This is a genomic window from Nitrospira sp. Vd2 (assembly GCF_979581665.1).
Window position 1 is genome coordinate 319,672 of sequence record NZ_CEFZSK010000011.1, and the last position, 20,550, is coordinate 340,221.

Here is a 20,550-nt window from a genome sequence, read left to right on the forward strand (position 1 = left end):
ACAGGCTAGAGGCACGGTTTCCCGTCGCCTCTAGCCTTCCTCTGAAATCGCTCGTTACGCCGCGATCGAGTCGATGATCGAGTTCAAGGTTTGGCTCGGCCGCATCGCGCGAGAAACCTTCTTGGCGTCCGGGTGATAGTAGCCGCCCAGATCCACCGGCTTTCCCTGCGCACCGAGCAGCTCGGCGTTGATCTTCGCCTCGTTCTCCTCGAGTTGCTTGGCGACCTTCGTGAATTTCGCCGCGAGCGCCGGATCATCCGTTTGCTTCGCCAACTCCTGCGCCCAATACAGCGCGAGATAAAAATGACTGCCGCGGTTGTCGATCTCGCCGACCTTGCGCGCCGGCGACTTGTTGCTCGCGAGGAATTTCCCATTGGCGCGATCCAACGTCTCGGCGAGAATCTTCGCGGTCTTGTTGTTGCCCACCTTGCTCAAGTGCTCCAAGGACGCGGCTAGCGCGAGGAATTCCCCGAGCGAGTCCCATCGGAGATAACCTTCCTCTTGGAACTGCTGCACGTGCTTCGGCGCCGACCCGCCGGCACCGGTCTCGAAGAGGCCGCCGCCGTTCAGCAACGGCACGATCGACAGCATCTTGGCGCTCGTGCCGATCTCAAGGATTGGGAACAGGTCCGTCAGATAGTCGCGCAACACGTTGCCGGTGACCGAAATGGTGTCCTTCCCTTCCTTCATGCGCTGCAGCGAGAAGCGCATCGCCTCCGCCGGCGGCATGATCCGGATATCCAGGCCGCTCGTGTCGTGATTCGGCAGATATTTGTTGACCTTCTTGATAATCTCGGCGTCATGCGGGCGGTTCTTGTCCAACCAGAAGATGGCTGGCGCGCCGGTCGCCCGGGCTCGGGTCACCGCCAGCTTCACCCAGTCCTGGATCGGAGCATCCTTCACCTGGCACATCCGCCAGATATCGTCCTTCTCGACCTTGTGCTCGAACAGCGCCTGGCCGTTCGCGGTTACCACGCGGATGGTGCCGTTGTCCGGCGCTTTGAACGTCTTATCGTGCGAGCCATATTCTTCGGCCGCCTGCGCCATCAACCCGACGTTCGGCACGCTGCCCATCGTGCGGGGATCGAAGGCGCCGTTCTTCTTGCAGAACTCGATAATCTCCTTATAGATCGGCGCGTAGCTGCCATCCGGGATGACACACTTCGTATCGTACGGCTTCCCGTCCGGCCCCCACATCTTGCCGGAATCGCGGACCACCGGCGGCATCGAGGCGTCGATGATCACGTCGCTCGGTACATGGAGATTGGTGATGCCCTTGTCCGAGTTCACCATCGCCAACCGGGGCCGCTTCTGGTAGACGGCCTGAATGTCGGCCTCGATGGCCTTTCGCTCATTCTCCGGCAACGCCTGGATCTTGGCGTAGAGATCACCGAGCCCGTTGTCCGGATCCACGCCGAGCTTCTTGAACGTGTCGGCGTACTTGTCGAAGACTTCTTTGAAGAACACGGAGACGGCGTGCCCGAAGATCTTCGGGTCCGAGACCTTCATCATCGTCGCCTTCATGTGCAACGAGAAGAGCACGTCCTGCTTCTTGGCGTCCTCAATCTGCTGTTCGAGAAACTCGCGCAAGGCCTTGGCACTCATGAACGTCGCGTCGACCACTTCGCCGGCCTGCAGCGCGATCTTGTCCTTCAGCACGGTCGTCTTCCCGTCCTGGCCGACGAACTCGATGCGCGCCGTCGTCGCTTCCGGCACCGTCGTGGACTTCTCGTTCGAGCGGAAGTCACCCCTGGTCATATGCGTGACATGGGTTTTGGACTCGGACGTCCACGGCCCCATCTTGTGCGGATGCTTCTTGGCGTGCTCCTTCACCGACAGCGGCGCGCGACGGTCGGAGTTTCCCTCGCGCAACACAGGATTGACGGCACTGCCCTTGACCTTGTCATACCGAGCCTTGATCTCCTTTTCCTTCTCGTCCTTCGGATTCTCCGGATAGTCGGGAATCTTGTACCCCTGGCTCTGCAATTCCTTGATGGTCGCCTTGAGCTGCGGCACCGACGCGCTGATGTTCGGCAACTTGATGATATTCGCTTCCGGCCGCTTGGCCAGCTCACCCAGCTCGGCCAGGTCATCGGACTGCTTTTGCTCAGGCGTGAGATATTCCGGAAACACCGCCAGGATCCGACCGGCGAGCGAGATGTCCCGAAGTTCGACCGTGACCCCGGCCGCCTTGCTGAAGGCGTTGATGATTGGCAGAAACGAATAGGTGGCCAATGCCGGCGCTTCATCGGTCAGCGTATAGATGATTTTCGTGGCTTTCGTCGTGGTCGTCACGGTTCTCCCTCAACTCTTAGAGTTAGAGTCAAATGAATGATCGGCCGATGGAGTTAGTTTAGGGCGTTCAAGGCGGATCCTGCCTTGAACCATCCGATCTGCTGCTCCGTCATGCTGTGGTTCGCCTGAATGCTGATTTCCTTGCCGTCCGGCTTGTGAATCTTCACCTCGACCGGCTTACCGGGGGCCAGCGCCTTCAGACCCACCACGCTGATGCGATCGTTCTGCTCGATCTTGTCATAGTCTTTCGGATCGGCGAAGGTCAACGCCAAGATTCCTTGCTTCTTGAGATTGGTTTCGTGGATCCGCGCAAAGCTCTTGGTGAGCACGACTTTGACGTTAAGATACCGCGGCGACATCGCCGCATGTTCGCGACTGCTGCCCTCGCCGTAGTTCTCGTCACCGACGACAATGGAACCGATGCCTTTGGCCTTGTAGCGGCGGGCAATCTGCGCAATCGTCAACCCGCTCTCGCCGCTCAGGACATCGGTCCCCTTCCCGACTTCCGGGAAGAAGGCGTTGTTCGCGCCCAAGAACATGTTGTCGCTGATCTTGTCGAGATGGCCACGGTACTTGAGCCACGGCCCGGCTGGCGAGATGTGATCGGTCGTCGTCTTGCCCTTGGTCTTGATCAACAATGGAAGCTTGATGAAATCCTGCCCGTCCCACCGGGGAAAGGGCTGGAGCAGTTGTAACCGTTCGCTGGTCGGCGGGATATCGACGGTGAGCTGATCCCCATTCTCCGCCGGAGCCACGTAGCCTTCCTCGCCTTTGGCAAAGCCCTTCGCCGGTAACTCTTCGCCCTGCGGCGGCTCAAGTTTCAGGACCGAGCCGTCCGCCCCCTTCAGCGTGCCGTGCACCGGATCGAAGGTCAGGTCGCCGGCGAACGCATAGGCCGTGACGACTTCCGGGCTCGCCAAGAACGACATGGTTTCGTTGACGCCGTCGTTCCGACCCGGGAAGTTGCGGTTGAATGAGCTGACGATCGAATCGACGCGGCCCTTGACCGCATCCGCCCGCTTCCACTGCCCAATGCACGGCCCGCAGGCATTGGCCAGGACGGTTGCGCCCATCTGCTCGAACGTCTCCATGAACCCGTCGCGCTTCATCGTGTGGTAGATGCGCTCGGAGCCCGGCGTCACCAGGAACGCGGTCTTGGCCTTGAGCCCGGCCTTCAAGCCCTGGCGGGCGATGTGCGCCGCCCGGCTGATGTCTTCATACGAGCTGTTGGTGCAACTGCCGATCAACGCCGCCTTGAGCTGGGCCGGATAGCCTTTCTCCTTCGCCTCGTCGGCCATCTTGGAAATCGGCCGTGCCAAGTCCGGCGTGTGCGGGCCCACCACATGCGGCTCCAGCTTCGAAAGATCGATCTCGACGATCTGATCGAAATACTTCTCGGGCGATTGCAGCACTTCGGGATCGGCCACGAGCAGGTCGCGATTCGCGAGCGCGAGGTTGGCGACGTCGGCGCGATCCGTCAGGTTCAGGTACGCGACCATCTTCTGGTCGAAGGGGAAGATCGAGGTGGTGGCGCCCAACTCCGCGCCCATGTTCGTGATCGTGCCCTTGCCGGTTGCGCTGATCGTCTCGGCGCCCGGCCCGAAGTATTCAACGATCTTGTTCGTGCCGCCTTTGACGGTCAGCAGCCCGCACAAGTAGAGGATGACATCCTTCGGCGAGGCCCAGCCGTTCAATTTGCCGGTGAGTCGCACGCCGATCAACTTGGGATGCAGAACTTCCCACGGCAAGCCGGCCATCACTTCACCCGCATCGGCGCCGCCGACTCCGATTGCCAGCATGCCCAACCCGCCGCCGTTCGGGGTATGCGAATCGGTCCCGATGATCAAGCCGCCCGGAAACGCATAGTTCTCGAGCACGACCTGATGGATGATGCCCGCGCCGGGCTTCCAGAAGCCCATGCCGTATTTCTTCGCGGCGGAGGCCAGGAAGTTGTACACCTCCTTGTTCTCATCCATCGCGCGCAGCAGGTCCTTCTGTGAGCCGACTTCCGCCCGGATCAAGTGATCGCAGTGAATCGTGCTGGGCACGGCCACTTTCTTCTTGCCGGCCTGCATGAACTGCAACATCGCCATCTGCGCGGTCGCGTCTTGCATCGCCACGCGGTCCGGCCGTAGCGCGAGCATCGCCTTGCCACGATCCCACACTTGCGTGTCGAGATTGTCCGCGTGCGCGACGAGGATTTTTTCCGTCAATGTCAGGCCGCGGCCGAACTTCTTCCGAGCCTTGGCCAACTTCTCCGGCATCGAGGCATACAGTTTCTTGATCAGCTCGAGAGACATGCCCTAACCCCTTCTCTTGGAGTAATGAATTCAGTCGCCCTGCCCTGAGTCTCCACTATCGTACTTGTCTTTCGCATCTCTCAGCACTCAGCACTCATGACTCAGCACTATTTCAACGGAGGCACTTCCCGCCGCTTGGGCGCCGCGTAGTTCACCAGATAATCGAACAAGCGAATCAGCCGGCTGTCCTGCCGCTTCTGGTCCACCCAGTGCCCGATCAACCCGATCGTACGCGACAGAATGAAGAAGCCGTTCAAGCTGTCCACCGGGAAGCCGATATCGACGAGCACGGCCGCCATGGTGCCGTCGACGTTAAGGATCAAATTTTCCTTCTTGGCCGACGTGACCTTCTCGACTTCCAAGGCAAAGTCGAGATGCGGGGTTTTGATGCCGAGACTCTTCACGTAGCCGACCAATTCTTTCACCCGCTTGTCGGGATTGCGGACGCTCTTCACGCGATGGCCGATGCCGGGGACCGGGCCGACGTTCTTCTTCATGTAGCCGAGGAAATCATCGACCGACATCTTGTTGTCCACAGCATACTTGAACCATCGACCGGCATCCGTCACGGCGCCGCCGAACCGCGGGCCGATCATGATGAGGCCGGCCGCGACGGCTTGCGACATGCCGATCCCGGCACACGCCGCGATGATGGTCGTGAGCGCCCCGCTGACGCAGGGGCCGTGATCGGCGGACAGCATCATGATGCGCTTGATGATTTCCGCCTCTTGCTTGCTGATCAGCCGTTTGTCCCACAACAGGCCGATGACGTGCGGAATCTCGTAGCCCTTGTTGATGAGCTCTGACGCCGGGTAACCGTCATACAGTGGCTCGTCGCCGCGATCGTCGCTGATGGTCGTCTTGATCAGCGGGGCAATCGTTACCTCGCCGGCCTTCATCGCCTCATCCACCGTCTTCGGCAGCTTCGGCAAATCGGCAGGAGCCAAGTCGGGAATTGGGATGACCTGGCCGGATTTCACGAACTCTTCATACGTGGCCTTGATCGCCGGGCCCAACGCACCGAACGTGTCGGGAACGATCGCGCCCGCTTTCTTCAAGGCATCAGACTTGGAGCGTGCCGACCCTTCGCCCTTCATGCCTTCCTTTGCACCGGCATGCCCGAACTTCATCCCTTTGGGCAGACTCTCCTGACAGAAGCCGGAGACGACCGCAAGCAACTTGATCCGGCGCTTCTTCGCGCCGTACCATTCGGCCGCCCGCTCTTCCAGATCACCGCCCATTTCGCCGACGATCACCACGGCCTTCGTCTGCGGGTCTTGCTCGAATTTTTCCAGATAGCTCACATAATCGGTGCCGGGATAGGCGTCGCCGCCAATGCCGATGGCCGTCGTAATGCCGTCGGCAAATTGCGAGCAGATCCAAATGATCTCGTTGGACAGGCCGCCTGATTTCGTGATGACGCCGAAGGAACCCTCTCGGTAGAGCTTGCAGGCGACGAGGTTATCGAAGGCGCCGCCGATGACGCCGAGGCGGCACGAGCCGGCCGAGATGATGCCGATCGAGGAGGGACCGTTGAAAATCTTTTTCAGCTTGCGCGCGTGATAGCCAAGCAGCTTCGCGTCTTTCTCCGGCACGCCTTCGGTGATCATGGAGACGAGCTGGATCTTGGGATCGTTCAACGCTTCCATGCCGGCCGCAAGCGCGCGATCCGCGCCGATGTACACAAGGCTCGTGTTGATCTGGGGATGGTTGGTCGTGGCCTCCGCCACGTTCTTGTAGACCGGAATCGTCAGAAGCCCACTCCCGTAGGGCACTTCGTTCATCTTGCCGGCATCCGGCGGATAGACGAACGCGTCGACATTCAGCGGCCGCTTGATCATGTAGCAAAACTCGGCCATTCGGCGCGCCGCGTTCAGCCCCGCGGCTCCACCTTGAATGACCACGTGGGTGTCTTTGTTCGCCAAAATACTCATCAGGCTCTCCCTCATGAGGCTGCTGAAAACGGCCCCCGGCGGCGTTCTCGGTCGCGTGCCTCCTTGCGACGTAGCGCAAGGCTACGCCTCAGTCGCCACGCTCCCTGCGGCCTTGCCGGCGGGCCGTTTTGAGCAGCCTCCCATGTTGTCCTTATCGCTTCTGCAACGCCATGTCGACGATATCAGTCAGCGGCGTGTGACGGTCGTAGACGTGGATGTCGAACCCTTCGTCGCGCAAGGCCCGCATGGCGTCGAGGCCTTCCTTCTCGCGTGGACCGCCGCGGCGCACCCAAATTTTCACGCCGTTCAACTTGCCTTCGGCTTTGGCCTTGCGGAAGCCGTTGATGATGCCTCCGAAGGTTTTTTTGACATCTGTAAAGTTCGCGATCGCCCCGCCGACGATGATGTTCTTGATGCCCGGCAGCGAGCAGACCTTGTCGGTCAACACTTCGACCGCCCAGTCGGGTGGATCGCCCGAGTACTCGGCGTAGTTGGCGAGCTTTCCGCCCCTCGCCACGACGGCATCGGAATAGTAGACACTGGCGCCGCCGCCCGCAGGCAGCATCGCGGTATCGCCACCGGGAATTTCGATGAACTTGACCGAGCCCTTGATCTTCGAGTCGACCCCCATGACTTCCAACTCGTTCTTGGTGTAGGCGCGGCCGAACTCGGCGGCAAACGGGAAATTCCAATCGGGATGGCGGAATTTGGCGTCGGCGTCCAGCAGGGTCACGGCATCGAGCGCTACGAGTTCGCCGTCGCTCTCGCGGGCCACAACCGGGTTCACTTCCAAATACTGCGCGTCTTCATTGTCGAAGCACGCAAACATCTTGGCCGCGAAATCGGCGACCTTCTTGGCCAACGGCCCTGCAAATCCTGCTTCCTTCGCCAGCTTCTCCAAAGCCTCTATGGAAGGGACGCCGCCGATCTCTACACCAAGCTTCTTCACGCGATCCCAGTTGGATTCGACTTCGATGCCCCCGCAATTCGCCACGAGCACGTCGGCGCCCTCGCGCGTAGATTTGACCGCGACGTAGTATTCCTCCTTGTGAGGAACCATTTCGGAGACGATGACCTGAGAGACGGTAATGCTGCCGATTTGTCGGCCCAGCATCTCCTTCGCGGCCGCGACAGCGCCCTTCAAGTCGAGGCGGACCTTGACGAGCCCCAGCTTGAATCGGGACCCCAAGGCTTCGTGCGCCTTGACGACGAGCTTGGCGGTCTTGAGCCAGTCATTGACGTCACCGAGCTTTTGGAGCTCATCGGTGGACGTGACGACGACATAGTTTGGAACGGAGATTCCCCACTTCTTCATCAGCCCCATCCCGGGGCCCTCGAGCACCTTCGCCATGTGAACTGCTCCTTACGGTGAGAGTCTGGGCCGGAGAAAGAGTGGCCTAAGTTAGCGGATTTTCACGCAACACTCAATGCTCCAAAGGGACTAACGAGCAGAGGGAACAAAAGTCCTACTCGCGTTCCCGTCGGGTCCCAGACGGCATTGAGAAAGCCATCGTGCTCTTCGAGTCTAGAGAACTGATTTGAAGCCAGTCAAGAATAAAAATCGGTCAGAATCCCGTGCGTTAGCACGTAACACGATCAGGGTCGCTGGCAGCCAGGACAATAAAACGAGGTCCGTTCACCTGAGAGTCGCTTGATCGCTTTCTTACAACGTAGGCACGGCTGACCGGCCCGGTCGTACACGAGATGGGCACGCGCATATCGCCCTTCCGTGCCGTCCGGCGCGATAAAGTCACGGATGCTCGAGCCGCCCTCCTTGATCGCCTCCCCCAATACTTCCTGCATGGCCCGGTACAGCATTTCAATGCGCGAGGTCGTCAGGGCGCTCGCGACGCGATGAGGATGCAATCGAGTCCGAAAGAGGATCTCGTTCGCGTAAATGTTGCCAATCCCTGCAATCGATTGTTGGTGCATGAGCAACGCTTTCAGCCGTCCACGTCTTCCCTTGATCAGCCGGTGAAAGGCTTCGGGTGTCACAGTCAGCGGATCGCACCCAAAACGCCGGGCCGTGAAGCGGGCGAGCGCGGCGCGGTCGAGAAGGTACAGCCGTCCGAACCGTCGAGGGTTCCAATAGTACAGGCTGCGCTCCGCGGATCCCGCTAACGACAGCATCATGTGAGTGTGCTGGCTCAGCCGAGTGGGGGCCTGAAAGAGGAGAAGGCCGGTCATCCCGAGTTCCGCCGCCAGAAACCGCGTCTCGCCTCGCTTCGTGCAAGCCAGGATCACACTTTTCCCGCGGCGTTCGATGTCCGTGATCATGGAGCGCCGGTACCAGGCAAGCGAATCGCCGCCTTCGCGAATGATATCGTCCCGGCCGATCCAGACGCGATCAATCGTGGCCCCGAGGACCTTCGCCCGCAGCTGGCGCGCGACGACTTCAGCCTCTGGAAGCTCAGGCATGCTGCTGCTCCTGTCGGCGCAAATTTCTAATCAGTTGACGAAAGCAGTCAGTGACCGAGAACCGGAACGCATCCATGGAGGCGTAGTGACGACGAATCGTTCGTTGGTTTCGCGGCGATGGATGTGGAAACGAAATGACCTCCGGCTTTCGGTGGTCTCCCTCATTCGGCAACGTTTGGAGCGCCCGCTCCACCTGCCGAGCCGCGAGTTTGCCGACCGTAATGATCACGCATGGTCGTAGTGTCTGCAGTTCGCCCATCAAGTGACCCAAACAGGCATCCGCTTCTCGCTGCCGAGGAGACCGATTTGTCGTCGACGTCATTGACACCGCCGGATGACATTTGACCACGTCCGTCATGTAGAACAAGTCCTCAAGATCGCGATACCGAGAGTCGCCGATGTCTGAGAGCGCTCGGCGAAGAAACAAACCCGCGGGTCCCGTAAACCGGCGCCCGTTCCGCCAACTCCGATAGCCCGGGGCCTCCCCGACCAACAGGTAACCGGTCGCCGCACTCCCGTAGACGTTCCGATTGAATCGGCGCCACGGATCGAGGGTGGGACACCGTGTACAAGATTCAATGCCTTGTTGAACGGTCAGCAGGTCGCGGAATGGGACGCCGGAGCGACGGGAAGCGGCACGCAAGTGACCACGAGGAACAGAGGCGGCGGTTCGGCAACGGCTCATTCGAATGTCGGCCGAGTCTCTCGATCGCCTTGATGATCCCTTCCACTCCGGCAAGCGACAGGGCACCCGGAGGTTGGGCTGCCAGTATACGGCATCCCGACGAGACAACAGAAGTAGGGGATGATGCCCCCAGTCGATCACCGTTGCGCTGCAAGAATTTGTACCGTTATACTCGCGTCGGAGAACGGAATCATGAGCCAAGTTCCAATTGAAGACATTGAATCAAGGCTGGGCGCCGTACGGTGCGCGATCTGCAAGGGAAACTCGTTCGGCATCGATCGCCGTACCTTGCAAAGCGACGGAGAATGCAAGGGGGTCTGCCTGAAGTGCCGATATTCCTTTCCGGTTCACACGGACATGGAATTCTATACCCGCACCCAACCCGACATTCCCTATCATCTGAAAACTATTCCATGTCCCAAGTGTCAGCACCATGGGGTCACGCTGGATTTCCGCATCGTGATGTCGGTTCGGGAAGCGTATTACTTCGTGACGTGCAACGCGTGCGGTCATCGTTTCCCTGAAAGATCGTCGCTCGAATCGTTTGAATAGTAGGACGCATAGCATTGCCGGGTCGCCGGGTGTATACTGCGCTTATGAGCGATACGCCTCAACAACCGGACAACCCCGTCTCTGATCCGCAATCGCCGCGCGAGGACAAACGCCGACCCAAATCGATTCCGCTCGTTTCGGTGCCCAACGATGCGGAGCTGATGGCCGAGGAAATGGCCGAACTCTTCGAGGAAGACAAGGTCACGCATCAGCACGGGAGCAGCGAGCCGGAAGCCGATTAGCGGGCGACTCGAATCACCTCCACCTGACTCGTCGATCCGATCCGCCCAAGCCGCCTGTCCGTCGGCGTCTTTTTCCATTCAATGTCCTGAACTCGCACGATCGCGCCGCGGTGCCATGCATCGAACGCCGCATTCGCGGCTGAGCGGGCTCGATCGAGACGGCCGATCTCCGGTCGTCCCGATTCATGACAGAGCCAGGCTCGCGTATCGCCCTTCAATCGGCGCAGCTCGCTGACGACGCGGTACACGTCTTTCTCGTTCGGGACGATACGGCGACCATCCTTTCGAAGGATCAGATAGGAGAACTTCAACGCGTCCTTGATGAACCCGACTGCTCGATCGATCACGGTAATCCAGGGGGGTCGGATCCATGGCCGCTCTTCATGGCACCAGTCATCCGGGTTGACAAGGGCCGGGCACGATTGGCGGTGAAGACACGGACTATAGACAGAGGCGAGGCCCAATCGCAGCAGTCGGTCTCGAACGCTGTGCAGATCGCGCGCGATCGGCCGGAGGGCCGGTTCAAGCACGATCAGGGTTCCGTGCGGTGCCAGCCGGTCGAGCACCGTGGTCATCCATTCGGCCCGCCGCTCCACGCGATGCTTTGAATCGATGTACAGCTCGTTCAACACGTTCGCGACGAGAATCAGATCATACCGAGGTGTGGCGATCTTCCGTATCCAGTTGGACTTTTCCAGATCGCCCTCTACAAGCGAGAGTGCCACATGGGGCTTGGTTTCGGTCGCGCAATATTGCTCACACAGCCGTTGAGCCTCGGAGAGCGCCGCTCGACGATCGACGGCCTCTATCAGGCACGAGAGGCCCAAGTTGGATTGGCAGAGCCAATCGGCCACTGCGAGGATTCCCGTTCCGGGTCCTCCGCCAAGATCCAACACTCGCAAGCAGTCCCCATCGGTCTGCAATGCGGGCATCTCATCGAGCAGGACTTGAAGCTTGGCGAGGTTCACGGGCAGGAAATAACTCTGATATGCCTGACGTAGCGAAGAATCCGTCAAATAGTCCGGCTTTGATGTCAGTCCCCCGCGTGTGAAGAGCTCGGATAAAGTCGACACCGCGCGACAAAGATCGCTGAATGCTTGACGGTCCTCCCGGAGGCGCTCCCATCCAATGGCCTGCGACAGAACGTTTAGAAGGGTAGGCGACAACTGGGTGATGCGGCCGGCGAACATTGACCCTACGAAACAGCGTGATGTATTCTGCTGACACAGAGAGAGGTTCAGCGATGACGGATGCCATCATGCAAGCCTATTTGGAAGTCGAGCGAGCCATGCATAAGTACACCGAGACGCTCGAACGTGAGGTGAACGCGCTGCGCAGCTCGGAGGCGGCGGACGCGACACAATTGGAGCGGATGGCGCACGGCGCGAGAGCGATGCGCGATAGCAGCATGATTTATCTCTCGTACGCCAAGTTCATCGCGTATGGCATGCCGCAGAGCGAAGAGTTGGTTCAGGACGATATCCAAACGTAACGTCTTATCGTAAGACGCGCAAAAATGAAGAGCCCATCCGGCTGACCGGACGGGCTCTTTTCGTTAGAAGACCGGACCGACTAGATGCTCCGCATGAAATGCGCGACCTCTTCGGGATCGACCTTCGCCCCCATCACCTGGGACATCGCCACGTTGGTCGATTTCTTTCCGGTCAAACCCGATTCGACCTCGTCCACGATCAACTCGACCGGCATCGACTGACCACCATACACACGCGGACCGCCGATGATCTTGGCTTTGGAGTAGCCATAAATCGCGGCCGCGACATCCTTCGCCAGCCAGCCGACGTAATTGAATTCGGGAATCACGATGAGCTTGGCCTTTGCACACAACTGCCGTAGCTCTTGGGTTGGGAACGGCCGCAGCGAGCGAATCTTGATCAGCCCGACCTTGATCCCCTTGTCGGCACACAGGCGAATGGCCTCGCGCGACTGGGCCACTGCGCTGCCGGAGGCAACCAAGATCGCATCGGCGTCCTCGGTATTCTCGGCGGTACACAGTCCGCCCATGTACTTATTGATGTACTTGCGTGACCGCTCCACGGCCGCCCACACTTCCTGCTGCCACACCGCATGGATGTTATAGGCCATGAAGTTGGACTTCTGGACGGGCGCATCGCGCGACAGACGCGCCGGCGGATTTTCCGCATCCAGCACCGGGACCGCGCCGCGCCACGCTTCGCGAGGCGGTAGCTTGATGCCCCGCTCCTGCATATGGACATACCCGCGCGCATGGGTCACGAAGAAGCCGTCGCATGCGACGCCGACCGGCAGGGTCACATCGTTCTTTTCACTGATGATGAACCCCTTCATGATGAAGTCGAACATGTCCTGCTGATTTTCGGCGTGGAACAGAATCAGCCCGCAGTTGAGCAGATAGGAAATCTCGATGTTGTCAGGCTGGATGGCCAGCGGCGCATTGACGACGCGGCAAGTGAACATGATCACGGCCGGAAGACGATGCCCAGGCCATGACGCGATCGGCTCGATGCCCCGCAACGTGCCTGGCCCGGCGGTCGCCGTGAAGCATCGAACGCCGGCGCGCGAGGCGCCCGCGATGGCGGACATCACACCGTATTCCTCTTCGCCACGGTAATATTCCTTCACGTAGCCTTCGCCATACAGCACCCCGATCAGCTGCATGGTTTCGCTCTGCGGCGTGATGGGATAAGCCACCGCAAAATCCACATTCGATCGGCGAACCGCTTCTTTGGCCGCCTCGCTGCCGGTAATGAACTCCCGCGTCCGTGGGGCCTCCAAGAACATATACTCAGGCGTCACGACGCGCTGCTTTTTCGCCTCGGCGTGAGGGTCCTTTTTAACATCACCCGTGGGTTTCGGCGCAGCGACCGCCGTAATCGGATCGCCCTGTGGATTGGTTTTGACTTCGGTTTCCAATGATTCACTCATAGTTCCACCCCTCTAACTAGAGTCATGCGTCGGCTACCTCTCGCTCTGCATGTGTTCTGCTCGGTGACCGAACGCCGCCGCGCTGGCGAGGCCGGAAGCGGTGGGCATGAACTCGAGCGGATTCGTGTGCGTTTTCCCCCCATGAACGCGCGCCTGCGTCCCGGTAAAACGGACATTCTCTCCGTTGTCCGGTAGCTTCAATCCCATTTCCTCGCGCACTCGCTTCACGATTTGCGCGAAGCGTTGCAGCTTGGCCGCATCGCAGTCCCGGATGGTGAGCATGGCATCTTCATGGCCTTGCTCGGCACACAAGGCACTCGTACAGCAGTTCGTGCCTGCCCGGATCATTTTCAGCGTGAGGTTGGCGTAATGGCAATGGACGCCGACAAAAATACAAGCTTCGATCTTGTTCCCCCAAATTGTAAGGTTGGGATGGTTGGGATTGATCACTTCCTCGTGGTCGATCTTGGGATATTTCGGCCGATAATCCGGCATCGGGATGATGAGCACATCGGGAATCTGCGCGGCAATCTCCAGCACGGCTTTAGCCTTCTCAATGGCGTGCTCGTTCCATGCCCACAACACGAGAGGCCCCGGGAAGATGGTGGCATTCGGGCTCGTCAGCATCACGCGGGCGATTTCTTCCATCGCCTTTTCTTCATTCGGTTCGAGGATTCCGTAGGCCAACGCCTGGCCCGGCTCCGGAAGCATGACACCCAACTGCGCGGCTGATGGCGGATGAAAGCCAGCAGGTCCGGGAACGATAATTCGCTCTTTCGATTGCTGCGTCGTCTGCACGCTCAACTCCCTTCTTCGAACTTACCCAAGGCTGGGACTGGTGAACAACGCGGTTGTCGTCTTCTCGCCGTAGATGACGTTGTCCGTGATCGCCGCCTTTGGCAACTGATCGATCATCACCATCTTGATCGCATGGTGCTTCGCCATGTTATCGCACACCCAGACGCACTGCGCGCATCCTTTGCAGCGATCCACCGCGACATAGGCCGCTCCGTACTTGTAGCCCTTATCCTTGCCGGCCTCGCTGTTATAGAGGATGGTGTTGGCCTCGGGGCAATACTGTGTACAGAGCTTGCAGCTCGTCTGCGCGCAGATATCAACATCGATATCGGCAACAAGATACATTGGATCCTCTCCCAGTAAGCAGCTAAATCGTCATGCGCGGGCCGCGGCGGCCTCTGCTTTCTTCGCAGCCTTCACCGCCTCGTCCCAGTGGTTGCTCGCCGCATAGTCCCACCCGGCCTTGATCACGGCCATGTTCTTTTCAATCAACTCTTGCTTCTTCTTGAACTTTCGCTCGACGACGCTGTCGAGCGCGGCCGTGCCGCCGGACACGACGAACCCCTTGCCGAGGAACCGGTCCTTAACGGCTTGCTCCAAAGATGCAAGGTTCGTGAGGCCGGTAATACAGCCGATGGCGCCCATCAAAGCCATGTTCGTCGCCAGATCCATCCCGGAAATCTCGAGAGACAGCTTGGTCGCCGGGAAATAGTAGAGCTTTGCGCGGCGCTCATCCAACTCCCGCTGGTTGTCCTTGTTCAAACGCATCGGCCCGTCAGAGTTGATCAGCGCAATCCCATCTTCCTTCAGGCCGAAGTAAAACGGCATCGTGTAGGACTTGCCGTGGGTGATGACCTGCGGGTGGAAGATAATGATGATATGGGGAAACGTGATCTCCCCGATCTCGTAGATCGGCTCATCTGACACCCGGACATAACTTTCCACCGGCGCCATCCGTTTCTCTGAGCCGTAGAAGGGCACGATGGTGCTCTCACCGCCGGCATTGATGACGGCTGTGCTGAGAATGTGCGACGCGGTCACGACGCCTTGTCCGCCGACTCCCGCCATCCGAATATTGAACCGCTTTGCCATCGCTCAGTCCTCCCTGTACGTCGGTCACTTAGGTCCGTGCATCACGCGCAGCACTCACCCTTGCGGGATGGCTGCCGCAGCGGCGGCCGGCTTCGGGAGGAACTCCTTGTAGCCATACCGCTCCGTCAAATACTGCTTGGCATCATCGGTGATGTATTCGGTAAACGCGTACCGATCATTCTCGACGTTCTTCGCGTCCTCCATCACCTTGTCCGTTGGGATGGCATATTCGATATTGCAGGAGGTGTAGGCCTGGATATACGTCGGACCGACCTCCCGTGCAATCAGGACGGCTTTCTTGATGACATTCTCGACGCGGCGCGGATTATTGGGCACAACCGTCGCTACATACGCGCAGCCTGACACTTTGGCCATCTCGACCATGTTCATTTTTTCGAACTTCTTGCCGAGCGGCGCCATCTTGAGGACTGCACCGCGATTGGTCATGCCGCTTTCCTGTCCCCCTGTGTTACCGTACACCTCGTTGTCCAACATGATCGTCGTGAATCGCTCTTTTCTGAACCAGGAATGGAGCACGCAGGAGAAGCCGATATCGGCCAAGCCTCCGTCGCCCGCCATGACGACCACGTCTTTGGGCTTATCACCAAACCGGAGCCGCAACCCGCGGGAAAGTCCGCTGGCCACACCATTCGTATCGCCATAGTTGCCGTAGACGAAAGGAATGGCGGCTTGCGAGAGGGCTAACCGACCGCACCCAGCCGTCCCCACCGTAATCGTATCCTCGGGATTGGGGAAGGAGATCATGGCCAGTCGAATGAAGAGAGTCATGGCGCATCCGGCACACATCGGGTGCTCTTCAAGAATTTCCTTGAAGCTGCCCATTTGGGAAACCGCGACTTTCTTCCCGAACGGACCATGCTCAACCATGTCCCGATATTCTTTCGGCATGAACTTTTCAAATCCCGGGGAAAACTTCACATAGTCGAGACTCATGGGCACCCTCCATTTCTCGGCTCGAGCCTCTCGTGCTGAGAGAGACGCTCAGCCGACCGAAAAATTCACAACTGATTCAGAAGCAAAGAGAATTTGAGTTGATGATCCTAACAAAGCGTTTTGATCTCTGTCAATGAAAAATCGACACGAGGTCAGAGCGGCACCGGCAAATCGTATAACGTGCAAGATGCTATTTCAACGCCGCAGAAGGCCCACGATTCACGAAAGAAGCCCTACCGCACCGGATCGCGATAGGCCATTGGTCCTAACTGCTTGGAATCCCAAAGCAGACTGCGCCTTAAGACTGTCGAGCATGTTGTGAAAACGCATTGCCCAAGCGGTCGTCGGCGGTATACAGTAGTCGAATGCCGCTGCGCGTCATCATACCGGGCGAGGATTGTGGAGATGAGCACTGCGGTGGGGTTCATACTCGCCCTCCCATTCCCGACGGATCGCCAAAATCGGAATGTCCGAAATTCATGAGCCACGGGCCGTGCGGGGGCGTACGGAAAGGCGGATTCTGCGAGGTCTACCCCGAGATGATGTGCCCTTGGGTCACGCTGTATTTCGAATTGGAAAAAATCGGCCAGGTTGAGTGGCTTAAGCAGGTGTAACGTGAAACGTGAACGAAAAACAACATTGGGTTACAGCGATGCCCATGCGAAGAGCGGCTTGAGCGCAAAGTTGCCGGACATCGAGACATGGCCGAATCAGTACAAGGGCTACGAGATCATGATCGAGATCCCGGAATACACCGCGATTTGCCCGAAGACCGGCCTCCCCGACTTCGGCACCATCCGGATCCGTTACATGCCCGACCATGCCTGCCTAGAGCTGAAGTCGCTCAAGCTCTACATTCACGCTTATCGAAACCTCGGGATTTTTTATGAGAACGCCGTCAACCGAATTCTTGCCGATGTGGTGACGGCCTGCCGACCGGTGTGGGCGACGGTCACGGGTGAATTCACCGCTCGGGGCGGTCTCAGAAGCGTCATCGAAGCGAAATATCCCTGATTCGCTGCCCTCTGCGCCTTCATTACTCTTTCTTGACAGCAGACCGACAGGGACTACACTTTTCACGTGTTTACGTTGTTTTATGTATCTAACCGTGGGCGCGGATGAATCGTCTCGTCATCCTCCTGATTATCGTAGCCGCTGCGGCATGGTGGTTCTGGGGCAGAACGATCGAGCCGGCGAAAGTCGTCCATGCGCAACTCGAAGCGATCGGCCACCACGACTACGAGCGAGCCTACGGCTACCTCTCCAGCGACGCGAAGCGCCGCATCTCACTTGAGGCATTCCGGGAGGCGGTGAACCAAAACGCGACCGTCGCAAACAACTACACCGCAGAGTTTCTGAACCGTGAAGTCAAGGACGGAGTGGTCACGCTCTCGGGGCAGGTCCGGTCGTTCAACAGCATGAAAACCCCGGTCACCTACGTCGTCGTCAAAGAGAACGATCGGTGGGTCATTCAAGACTATCGCTTCTGAAGATCGGCCCCGTTCTTTGATCCTGATGCCTCGTTGACTTCCTCTCTTCTTTCCCGGAACATTCCATTCATGGCCACCTACGCTATCGGCGACGTGCAGGGCTGTTACCGACAGCTAGAGGCTCTAGTCGAGAAGATTCAGTTCAATCCTGGGACGGACCGGCTCTGGTTCGTCGGTGATCTCGTCAATCGCGGCCCGGACTCCCTGGCGGTGCTCAAGTTCGTCAAAAGCCTCGGTTCATCGGCGGTCACGGTTCTAGGCAACCACGACATTCATCTGCTCGCCGTCTCGGCCGGGGTCATGCCGCATCGAGCGAAAGATACGTTTCACGACGTGCTGCATGCGCCGGACGCGGATGAGTTGATCGAGTGGGTAAGGAGTCGCCCTCTTCTGTATAGCGAAGACCGCTACACGCTCGTGCACGCCGGACTGCTGCCCCAATGGACCATTGCGGAAGCAGTTCATTACGCCGACGCACTTGGCGAACTGTTACGCGGCGACGAGTGCCGAGAGTTTTTGCGACTTGTCTACGATGGCACCGTCATCGAGCAGTGGTCGGAGCAGCTCCCGGCGATGGACAAGCTGAAAGTCGTGCTTGCCGCCTTCACACGGTTACGCGTGTGCTCCGCTGACGGTCGGATGAACCTCGGCTTTTCTCGGACACGGGCCGATATCCCGCCGGGGTACATGCCGTGGTTCGATGTGCCGGGACGCAAGAGCGCGGATTCGACGATCATCTTCGGTCATTGGGCGGCGCTGGGCCTGTACGTTCAGCACAACAGCATCGGACTGGACAGCGGGTGTGTCTGGGGACGGGCACTGACAGCACTTCGTCTTGAGGATCGAAGGATTTTTCAGATCGGTTGCGAGCAGGCGTCCCAAAGGGCGATACGGGTCACCTAGTCTACCGTTCTTGGTTCTTGGTTCTTGGTTCTCACTCCTCACAATTTGTTTGCCCTTCAACGTTCTCGCTGCTATCCTGTACGTTGTTTAACTAATCACAGACGCGGCATGCGAGTAGCGAACCGACACCACAACTGGAGGGACGACGATGGCACGCCACCTCTTGCTTGTCGAAGACGACCATGCATCGAGAGCGGCCGTCGAATCCGCGCTCGCGGCCACCGGCTACCACATCACATCTGTCGATTCACAAGCCGCAGCCAGGGCGATCGTCGATCGTGAACGGTTCGACGGGTTGATCCTCGACGTGATTCTTCCTGACGGCGACGGCGTGTCGTTGCTTCACCATATCCGCGCGACCCAGCCGACTCTGGCTGTTATCGTCGTCTCGGGTTTTCAAGAGCAGGCCCGAGAGACGGTCCACGACGGCGCGCAAGCCTTTCTCCTCAAGCCGTTTGACATGGGTCGGTTGAAGGATCACGTCCGGCGATGGATAGGCCCGCCGTAGCTCACAACGCCGATACCGCCCGCAGTCCCTCCGTTCTCTTTGCTCCCGCCGCAGCCGTCACGATAAGAGTCAGAGCTGCTCCAATGATCGCCATCGTCATGTCCTTTTGCGCATCCCATTCGTCGCCCTGCGTCCCCAAGTACGCTGCGCCGAGGGCCGGGGTCACGATCTGCGCCACCCACGACTCAATCACCTCAAACAACCCGCTCAGCGACGTCACCGCAAGAGCAGCACAAAGGAGCGCCCATCGCCGAGTGAGCCGTGCGGCGCGGAGAAACATTTCATACGCCGGATAGGCGAGGAGGAGGCCGAATCCCAGGTGGACGAGTCGATCGAAATGGTTCCGCGCCAAATCGAGCGCATCTTTGAGCCAGAAGCCGAAGGGGACTTTCGCATAGGTGTAATGCGCGCCCACGGCGTGGAGCAGCATGAATAGCGTGATGAGGAGGTAGGACAGATCCGAGAACGAGAATCGGCGATACGTGAACGCTAACAGGGCGACAAAGACGACCGCGAGGAGGTTTTCCAAGAGCCAGTCCTGGCGATCCACCGGATCGATGGCAAGCAGGCTCCACACGATCACATAGGCGGCGGCCAACAGCTGCAGCAGCCGACGCTCACGAAAACTTTGGCAGCGGATCGCCGTCGCTGCCGTGGTGACGGTCATGACGTCTCTTCGACAGCCTCCATCATCATGGCTTGCTCCTCGACTGTCTCATCGGCCGACCAGTCGGCAAGCTTCCGCGCCATGAACACAACGGCGACACAGAGCAAAGAGCCGTACATGGCCGCCGTCATATCCTTCTGCGCATCCCAGATGTCGCCCTGCGAGCCGAGGACGGTCAACCCCAACTCCGGTTTCACAATGCGCGCGACCCACGACTCGATAATCTCCCACACGCCGCTCAGGCCCAGGATCGTGATCACCGGCACATACCACAAGAGCCATCCCCGCAACCGTCCGACGGTGCGAAAGAACTCTTCGAGAGGATAGGTCAGCAAGAAGCCGAACGAGAAGTGCACGACGCGATCGAAATGATTACGGCTCAAGTGAAACGCGTCCTGAACCCACTTCCCCACGGGAACCTGAGAGTAAGTGTAATGGACTCCAATGGTGTGAAGGGTGAGAAACAACGTGATCAGCGCGTAGGAGAGAGCGGAAAACGGCGCGGTGCGATAGAGGAGTGCGAGTACCACCACCAGGACGACGGGCAGAATGTTGGCCGCCACCCAGAATTGACGATCCGTGGGCGTAATCGCCATCACCGCGGAGAAGGTCACGTACCAGGCGAGCAACGAGAGGACGAACCAGGGGCGTCGGGTGTTCACAAACAACCTCCTTTGAATTTTTGCCGCGACAGGAACCATCGGTTTGATCAACATGCCGGCAGGGGCGCGCCAGAGTTTCCCAACCGGCAGTATCCACGCACGTCGTCATACGGTGTCGCCCAGAGGCG

The 20,550-nt window shown here is 59.0% G+C and carries 22 protein-coding genes; 8 read left to right on the forward strand and 14 right to left on the reverse strand.

Annotated features, from left to right (window positions below):
- Positions 1-54: 54 nt before the first annotated feature.
- The 6 genes from AC1U7K_RS06645 to AC1U7K_RS06670 form a co-directional block, all read right to left on the reverse strand.
- Positions 55-2,295: an NADP-dependent isocitrate dehydrogenase gene (locus AC1U7K_RS06645; protein ID WP_480250193.1), complete on the reverse strand. Its 2,241-nt coding sequence runs from the start codon at positions 2,293-2,295 to the stop codon at positions 55-57.
- Between the two features lie 53 nt (positions 2,296-2,348).
- Positions 2,349-4,595 carry an aconitate hydratase gene (locus AC1U7K_RS06650; protein WP_480250196.1) on the reverse strand — a complete coding sequence of 749 codons (2,247 nt, stop codon included), beginning with the start codon at positions 4,593-4,595 and terminating at the stop codon, positions 2,349-2,351.
- 107 nt (positions 4,596-4,702) lie between these two features.
- Positions 4,703-6,529 carry a citrate/2-methylcitrate synthase gene (locus AC1U7K_RS06655; protein WP_480250199.1) on the reverse strand — a complete coding sequence of 609 codons (1,827 nt, stop codon included), beginning with the start codon at positions 6,527-6,529 and terminating at the stop codon, positions 4,703-4,705.
- Between the two features lie 151 nt (positions 6,530-6,680).
- Positions 6,681-7,880 (reverse strand): ATP citrate lyase citrate-binding domain-containing protein, encoded by a 1,200-nt coding sequence (locus AC1U7K_RS06660; RefSeq protein WP_480250201.1) that lies wholly within the window; start codon positions 7,878-7,880, stop codon positions 6,681-6,683.
- Positions 7,881-8,125: 245 nt separating this feature from the next.
- The gene (gene mutM / locus AC1U7K_RS06665) at positions 8,126-8,947 is read right to left on the reverse strand and encodes a bifunctional DNA-formamidopyrimidine glycosylase/DNA-(apurinic or apyrimidinic site) lyase (RefSeq protein ID WP_480250204.1); all 822 of its coding nucleotides are present in this window, start codon (positions 8,945-8,947) and stop codon (positions 8,126-8,128) included.
- On the reverse strand, positions 8,940-9,590 hold the full coding sequence (locus AC1U7K_RS06670) for a uracil-DNA glycosylase family protein (RefSeq protein ID WP_480250206.1): 651 nt from the start codon (positions 9,588-9,590) through the stop codon (positions 8,940-8,942). Before AC1U7K_RS06670 ends, mutM begins: the two co-directional genes overlap by 8 nt.
- A gap of 234 nt (positions 9,591-9,824) precedes the next feature.
- Between AC1U7K_RS06670 and AC1U7K_RS06675 the strand changes: the two genes are divergently transcribed.
- Both AC1U7K_RS06675 and AC1U7K_RS06680 read left to right on the forward strand, forming a co-directional pair.
- Positions 9,825-10,184, forward strand: coding sequence for a hypothetical protein (locus tag AC1U7K_RS06675; RefSeq protein WP_480250209.1), 360 nt, complete (start codon positions 9,825-9,827; stop codon positions 10,182-10,184).
- A 44-nt stretch (positions 10,185-10,228) separates the two neighbouring features.
- Positions 10,229-10,426 carry a hypothetical protein gene (locus AC1U7K_RS06680; RefSeq protein WP_480250210.1) on the forward strand — a complete coding sequence of 66 codons (198 nt, stop codon included), beginning with the start codon at positions 10,229-10,231 and terminating at the stop codon, positions 10,424-10,426.
- Here the strand turns inward: AC1U7K_RS06680 and AC1U7K_RS06685 are convergent.
- Positions 10,423-11,616 (reverse strand): small ribosomal subunit Rsm22 family protein, encoded by a 1,194-nt coding sequence (locus tag AC1U7K_RS06685; RefSeq protein WP_480250211.1) that lies wholly within the window; start codon positions 11,614-11,616, stop codon positions 10,423-10,425. The genes AC1U7K_RS06680 and AC1U7K_RS06685 overlap by 4 nt on opposite strands.
- 53 nt (positions 11,617-11,669) lie before the next feature.
- Between AC1U7K_RS06685 and AC1U7K_RS06690 the strand changes: the two genes are divergently transcribed.
- A complete protein-coding gene (locus AC1U7K_RS06690; RefSeq protein WP_480250213.1) occupies positions 11,670-11,918 on the forward strand; it encodes a hypothetical protein in 249 nt (82 codons plus the stop codon).
- Positions 11,919-11,998: 80 nt separating this feature from the next.
- On the opposite strand, the gene AC1U7K_RS06695 is transcribed toward AC1U7K_RS06690, so the two are convergent.
- The 5 genes from AC1U7K_RS06695 to AC1U7K_RS06715 are packed head-to-tail and all read right to left on the reverse strand — an operon-like array spanning position 11,999 to position 16,192.
- Positions 11,999-13,348: a transketolase C-terminal domain-containing protein gene (locus AC1U7K_RS06695; protein ID WP_480250215.1), complete on the reverse strand. Its 1,350-nt coding sequence runs from the start codon at positions 13,346-13,348 to the stop codon at positions 11,999-12,001.
- A gap of 33 nt (positions 13,349-13,381) precedes the next feature.
- Positions 13,382-14,146 (reverse strand): carbon monoxide dehydrogenase beta subunit family protein, encoded by a 765-nt coding sequence (locus tag AC1U7K_RS06700; RefSeq protein WP_480250216.1) that lies wholly within the window; start codon positions 14,144-14,146, stop codon positions 13,382-13,384.
- Between the two features lie 21 nt (positions 14,147-14,167).
- Positions 14,168-14,491 carry a 4Fe-4S dicluster domain-containing protein gene (locus AC1U7K_RS06705; RefSeq protein WP_480250217.1) on the reverse strand — a complete coding sequence of 108 codons (324 nt, stop codon included), beginning with the start codon at positions 14,489-14,491 and terminating at the stop codon, positions 14,168-14,170.
- A gap of 30 nt (positions 14,492-14,521) precedes the next feature.
- Positions 14,522-15,238: a 2-oxoacid:acceptor oxidoreductase family protein gene (locus AC1U7K_RS06710; protein WP_480250218.1), complete on the reverse strand. Its 717-nt coding sequence runs from the start codon at positions 15,236-15,238 to the stop codon at positions 14,522-14,524.
- A gap of 54 nt (positions 15,239-15,292) precedes the next feature.
- The gene (locus AC1U7K_RS06715; protein ID WP_480250219.1) at positions 15,293-16,192 is read right to left on the reverse strand and encodes a thiamine pyrophosphate-dependent enzyme; all 900 of its coding nucleotides are present in this window, start codon (positions 16,190-16,192) and stop codon (positions 15,293-15,295) included.
- Positions 16,193-16,557: 365 nt separating this feature from the next.
- On the opposite strand from AC1U7K_RS06715, the gene AC1U7K_RS06720 reads away from it, so the two are divergent.
- From AC1U7K_RS06720 to AC1U7K_RS06740, 5 genes are all read left to right on the forward strand, one after another.
- Positions 16,558-16,806 (forward strand): methylenetetrahydrofolate reductase C-terminal domain-containing protein, encoded by a 249-nt coding sequence (locus tag AC1U7K_RS06720; RefSeq protein ID WP_480250221.1) that lies wholly within the window; start codon positions 16,558-16,560, stop codon positions 16,804-16,806.
- Position 16,807: 1 nt separating this feature from the next.
- Positions 16,808-17,206: a preQ(1) synthase gene (gene queF / locus AC1U7K_RS06725; protein ID WP_480250222.1), complete on the forward strand. Its 399-nt coding sequence runs from the start codon at positions 16,808-16,810 to the stop codon at positions 17,204-17,206.
- A gap of 104 nt (positions 17,207-17,310) precedes the next feature.
- On the forward strand, positions 17,311-17,682 hold the full coding sequence (locus AC1U7K_RS06730) for a DUF4864 domain-containing protein (RefSeq protein WP_480250223.1): 372 nt from the start codon (positions 17,311-17,313) through the stop codon (positions 17,680-17,682).
- A gap of 69 nt (positions 17,683-17,751) precedes the next feature.
- The gene (locus tag AC1U7K_RS06735) at positions 17,752-18,585 is read left to right on the forward strand and encodes a symmetrical bis(5'-nucleosyl)-tetraphosphatase (protein WP_480250224.1); all 834 of its coding nucleotides are present in this window, start codon (positions 17,752-17,754) and stop codon (positions 18,583-18,585) included.
- A 148-nt stretch (positions 18,586-18,733) separates the two neighbouring features.
- On the forward strand, positions 18,734-19,093 hold the full coding sequence (locus AC1U7K_RS06740; RefSeq protein ID WP_480250225.1) for a response regulator: 360 nt from the start codon (positions 18,734-18,736) through the stop codon (positions 19,091-19,093).
- A gap of 1 nt (position 19,094) precedes the next feature.
- On the opposite strand, the gene AC1U7K_RS06745 is transcribed toward AC1U7K_RS06740, so the two are convergent.
- Both AC1U7K_RS06745 and AC1U7K_RS06750 read right to left on the reverse strand, forming a co-directional pair.
- Positions 19,095-19,760 carry a DUF2238 domain-containing protein gene (locus tag AC1U7K_RS06745; protein WP_480250226.1) on the reverse strand — a complete coding sequence of 222 codons (666 nt, stop codon included), beginning with the start codon at positions 19,758-19,760 and terminating at the stop codon, positions 19,095-19,097.
- Entirely contained in the window at positions 19,757-20,422 is a 666-nt protein-coding gene (locus AC1U7K_RS06750) for a DUF2238 domain-containing protein (protein ID WP_480250227.1), read from the reverse strand. The genes AC1U7K_RS06745 and AC1U7K_RS06750 overlap by 4 nt, the downstream gene beginning before the upstream one ends.
- Positions 20,423-20,550 lie beyond the last annotated feature (128 nt).

Bases quoted from the DNA above. Each gene is read 5' to 3' on its own strand.
- AC1U7K_RS06650 (WP_480250196.1), bottom strand. From the start codon at position 4,595: ATGTCTCTCGAGCTGATCAAGAAACTGTATGCCTCGATGCCGGAGAAG.
- AC1U7K_RS06655 (WP_480250199.1), bottom strand. From the start codon at position 6,529: ATGAGTATTTTGGCGAACAAAGACACCCACGTGGTCATTCAAGGTGGA.
- AC1U7K_RS06660 (WP_480250201.1), bottom strand. From the start codon at position 7,880: ATGGCGAAGGTGCTCGAGGGCCCCGGGATGGGGCTGATGAAGAAGTGG.
- mutM (WP_480250204.1), bottom strand. From the start codon at position 8,947: ATGCCTGAGCTTCCAGAGGCTGAAGTCGTCGCGCGCCAGCTGCGGGCG.
- AC1U7K_RS06675 (WP_480250209.1), top strand. From the start codon at position 9,825: ATGAGCCAAGTTCCAATTGAAGACATTGAATCAAGGCTGGGCGCCGTA.
- AC1U7K_RS06680 (WP_480250210.1), top strand. From the start codon at position 10,229: ATGAGCGATACGCCTCAACAACCGGACAACCCCGTCTCTGATCCGCAA.
- AC1U7K_RS06685 (WP_480250211.1), bottom strand. From the start codon at position 11,616: ATGTTCGCCGGCCGCATCACCCAGTTGTCGCCTACCCTTCTAAACGTT.
- AC1U7K_RS06690 (WP_480250213.1), top strand. From the start codon at position 11,670: ATGACGGATGCCATCATGCAAGCCTATTTGGAAGTCGAGCGAGCCATG.
- AC1U7K_RS06695 (WP_480250215.1), bottom strand. From the start codon at position 13,348: ATGAGTGAATCATTGGAAACCGAAGTCAAAACCAATCCACAGGGCGAT.
- AC1U7K_RS06705 (WP_480250217.1), bottom strand. From the start codon at position 14,491: ATGTATCTTGTTGCCGATATCGATGTTGATATCTGCGCGCAGACGAGC.
- AC1U7K_RS06710 (WP_480250218.1), bottom strand. From the start codon at position 15,238: ATGGCAAAGCGGTTCAATATTCGGATGGCGGGAGTCGGCGGACAAGGC.
- AC1U7K_RS06715 (WP_480250219.1), bottom strand. From the start codon at position 16,192: ATGAGTCTCGACTATGTGAAGTTTTCCCCGGGATTTGAAAAGTTCATG.
- AC1U7K_RS06720 (WP_480250221.1), top strand. From the start codon at position 16,558: ATGCCGCTGCGCGTCATCATACCGGGCGAGGATTGTGGAGATGAGCAC.
- AC1U7K_RS06730 (WP_480250223.1), top strand. From the start codon at position 17,311: ATGAATCGTCTCGTCATCCTCCTGATTATCGTAGCCGCTGCGGCATGG.
- AC1U7K_RS06735 (WP_480250224.1), top strand. From the start codon at position 17,752: ATGGCCACCTACGCTATCGGCGACGTGCAGGGCTGTTACCGACAGCTA.
- AC1U7K_RS06740 (WP_480250225.1), top strand. From the start codon at position 18,734: ATGGCACGCCACCTCTTGCTTGTCGAAGACGACCATGCATCGAGAGCG.
- AC1U7K_RS06745 (WP_480250226.1), bottom strand. From the start codon at position 19,760: ATGACCGTCACCACGGCAGCGACGGCGATCCGCTGCCAAAGTTTTCGT.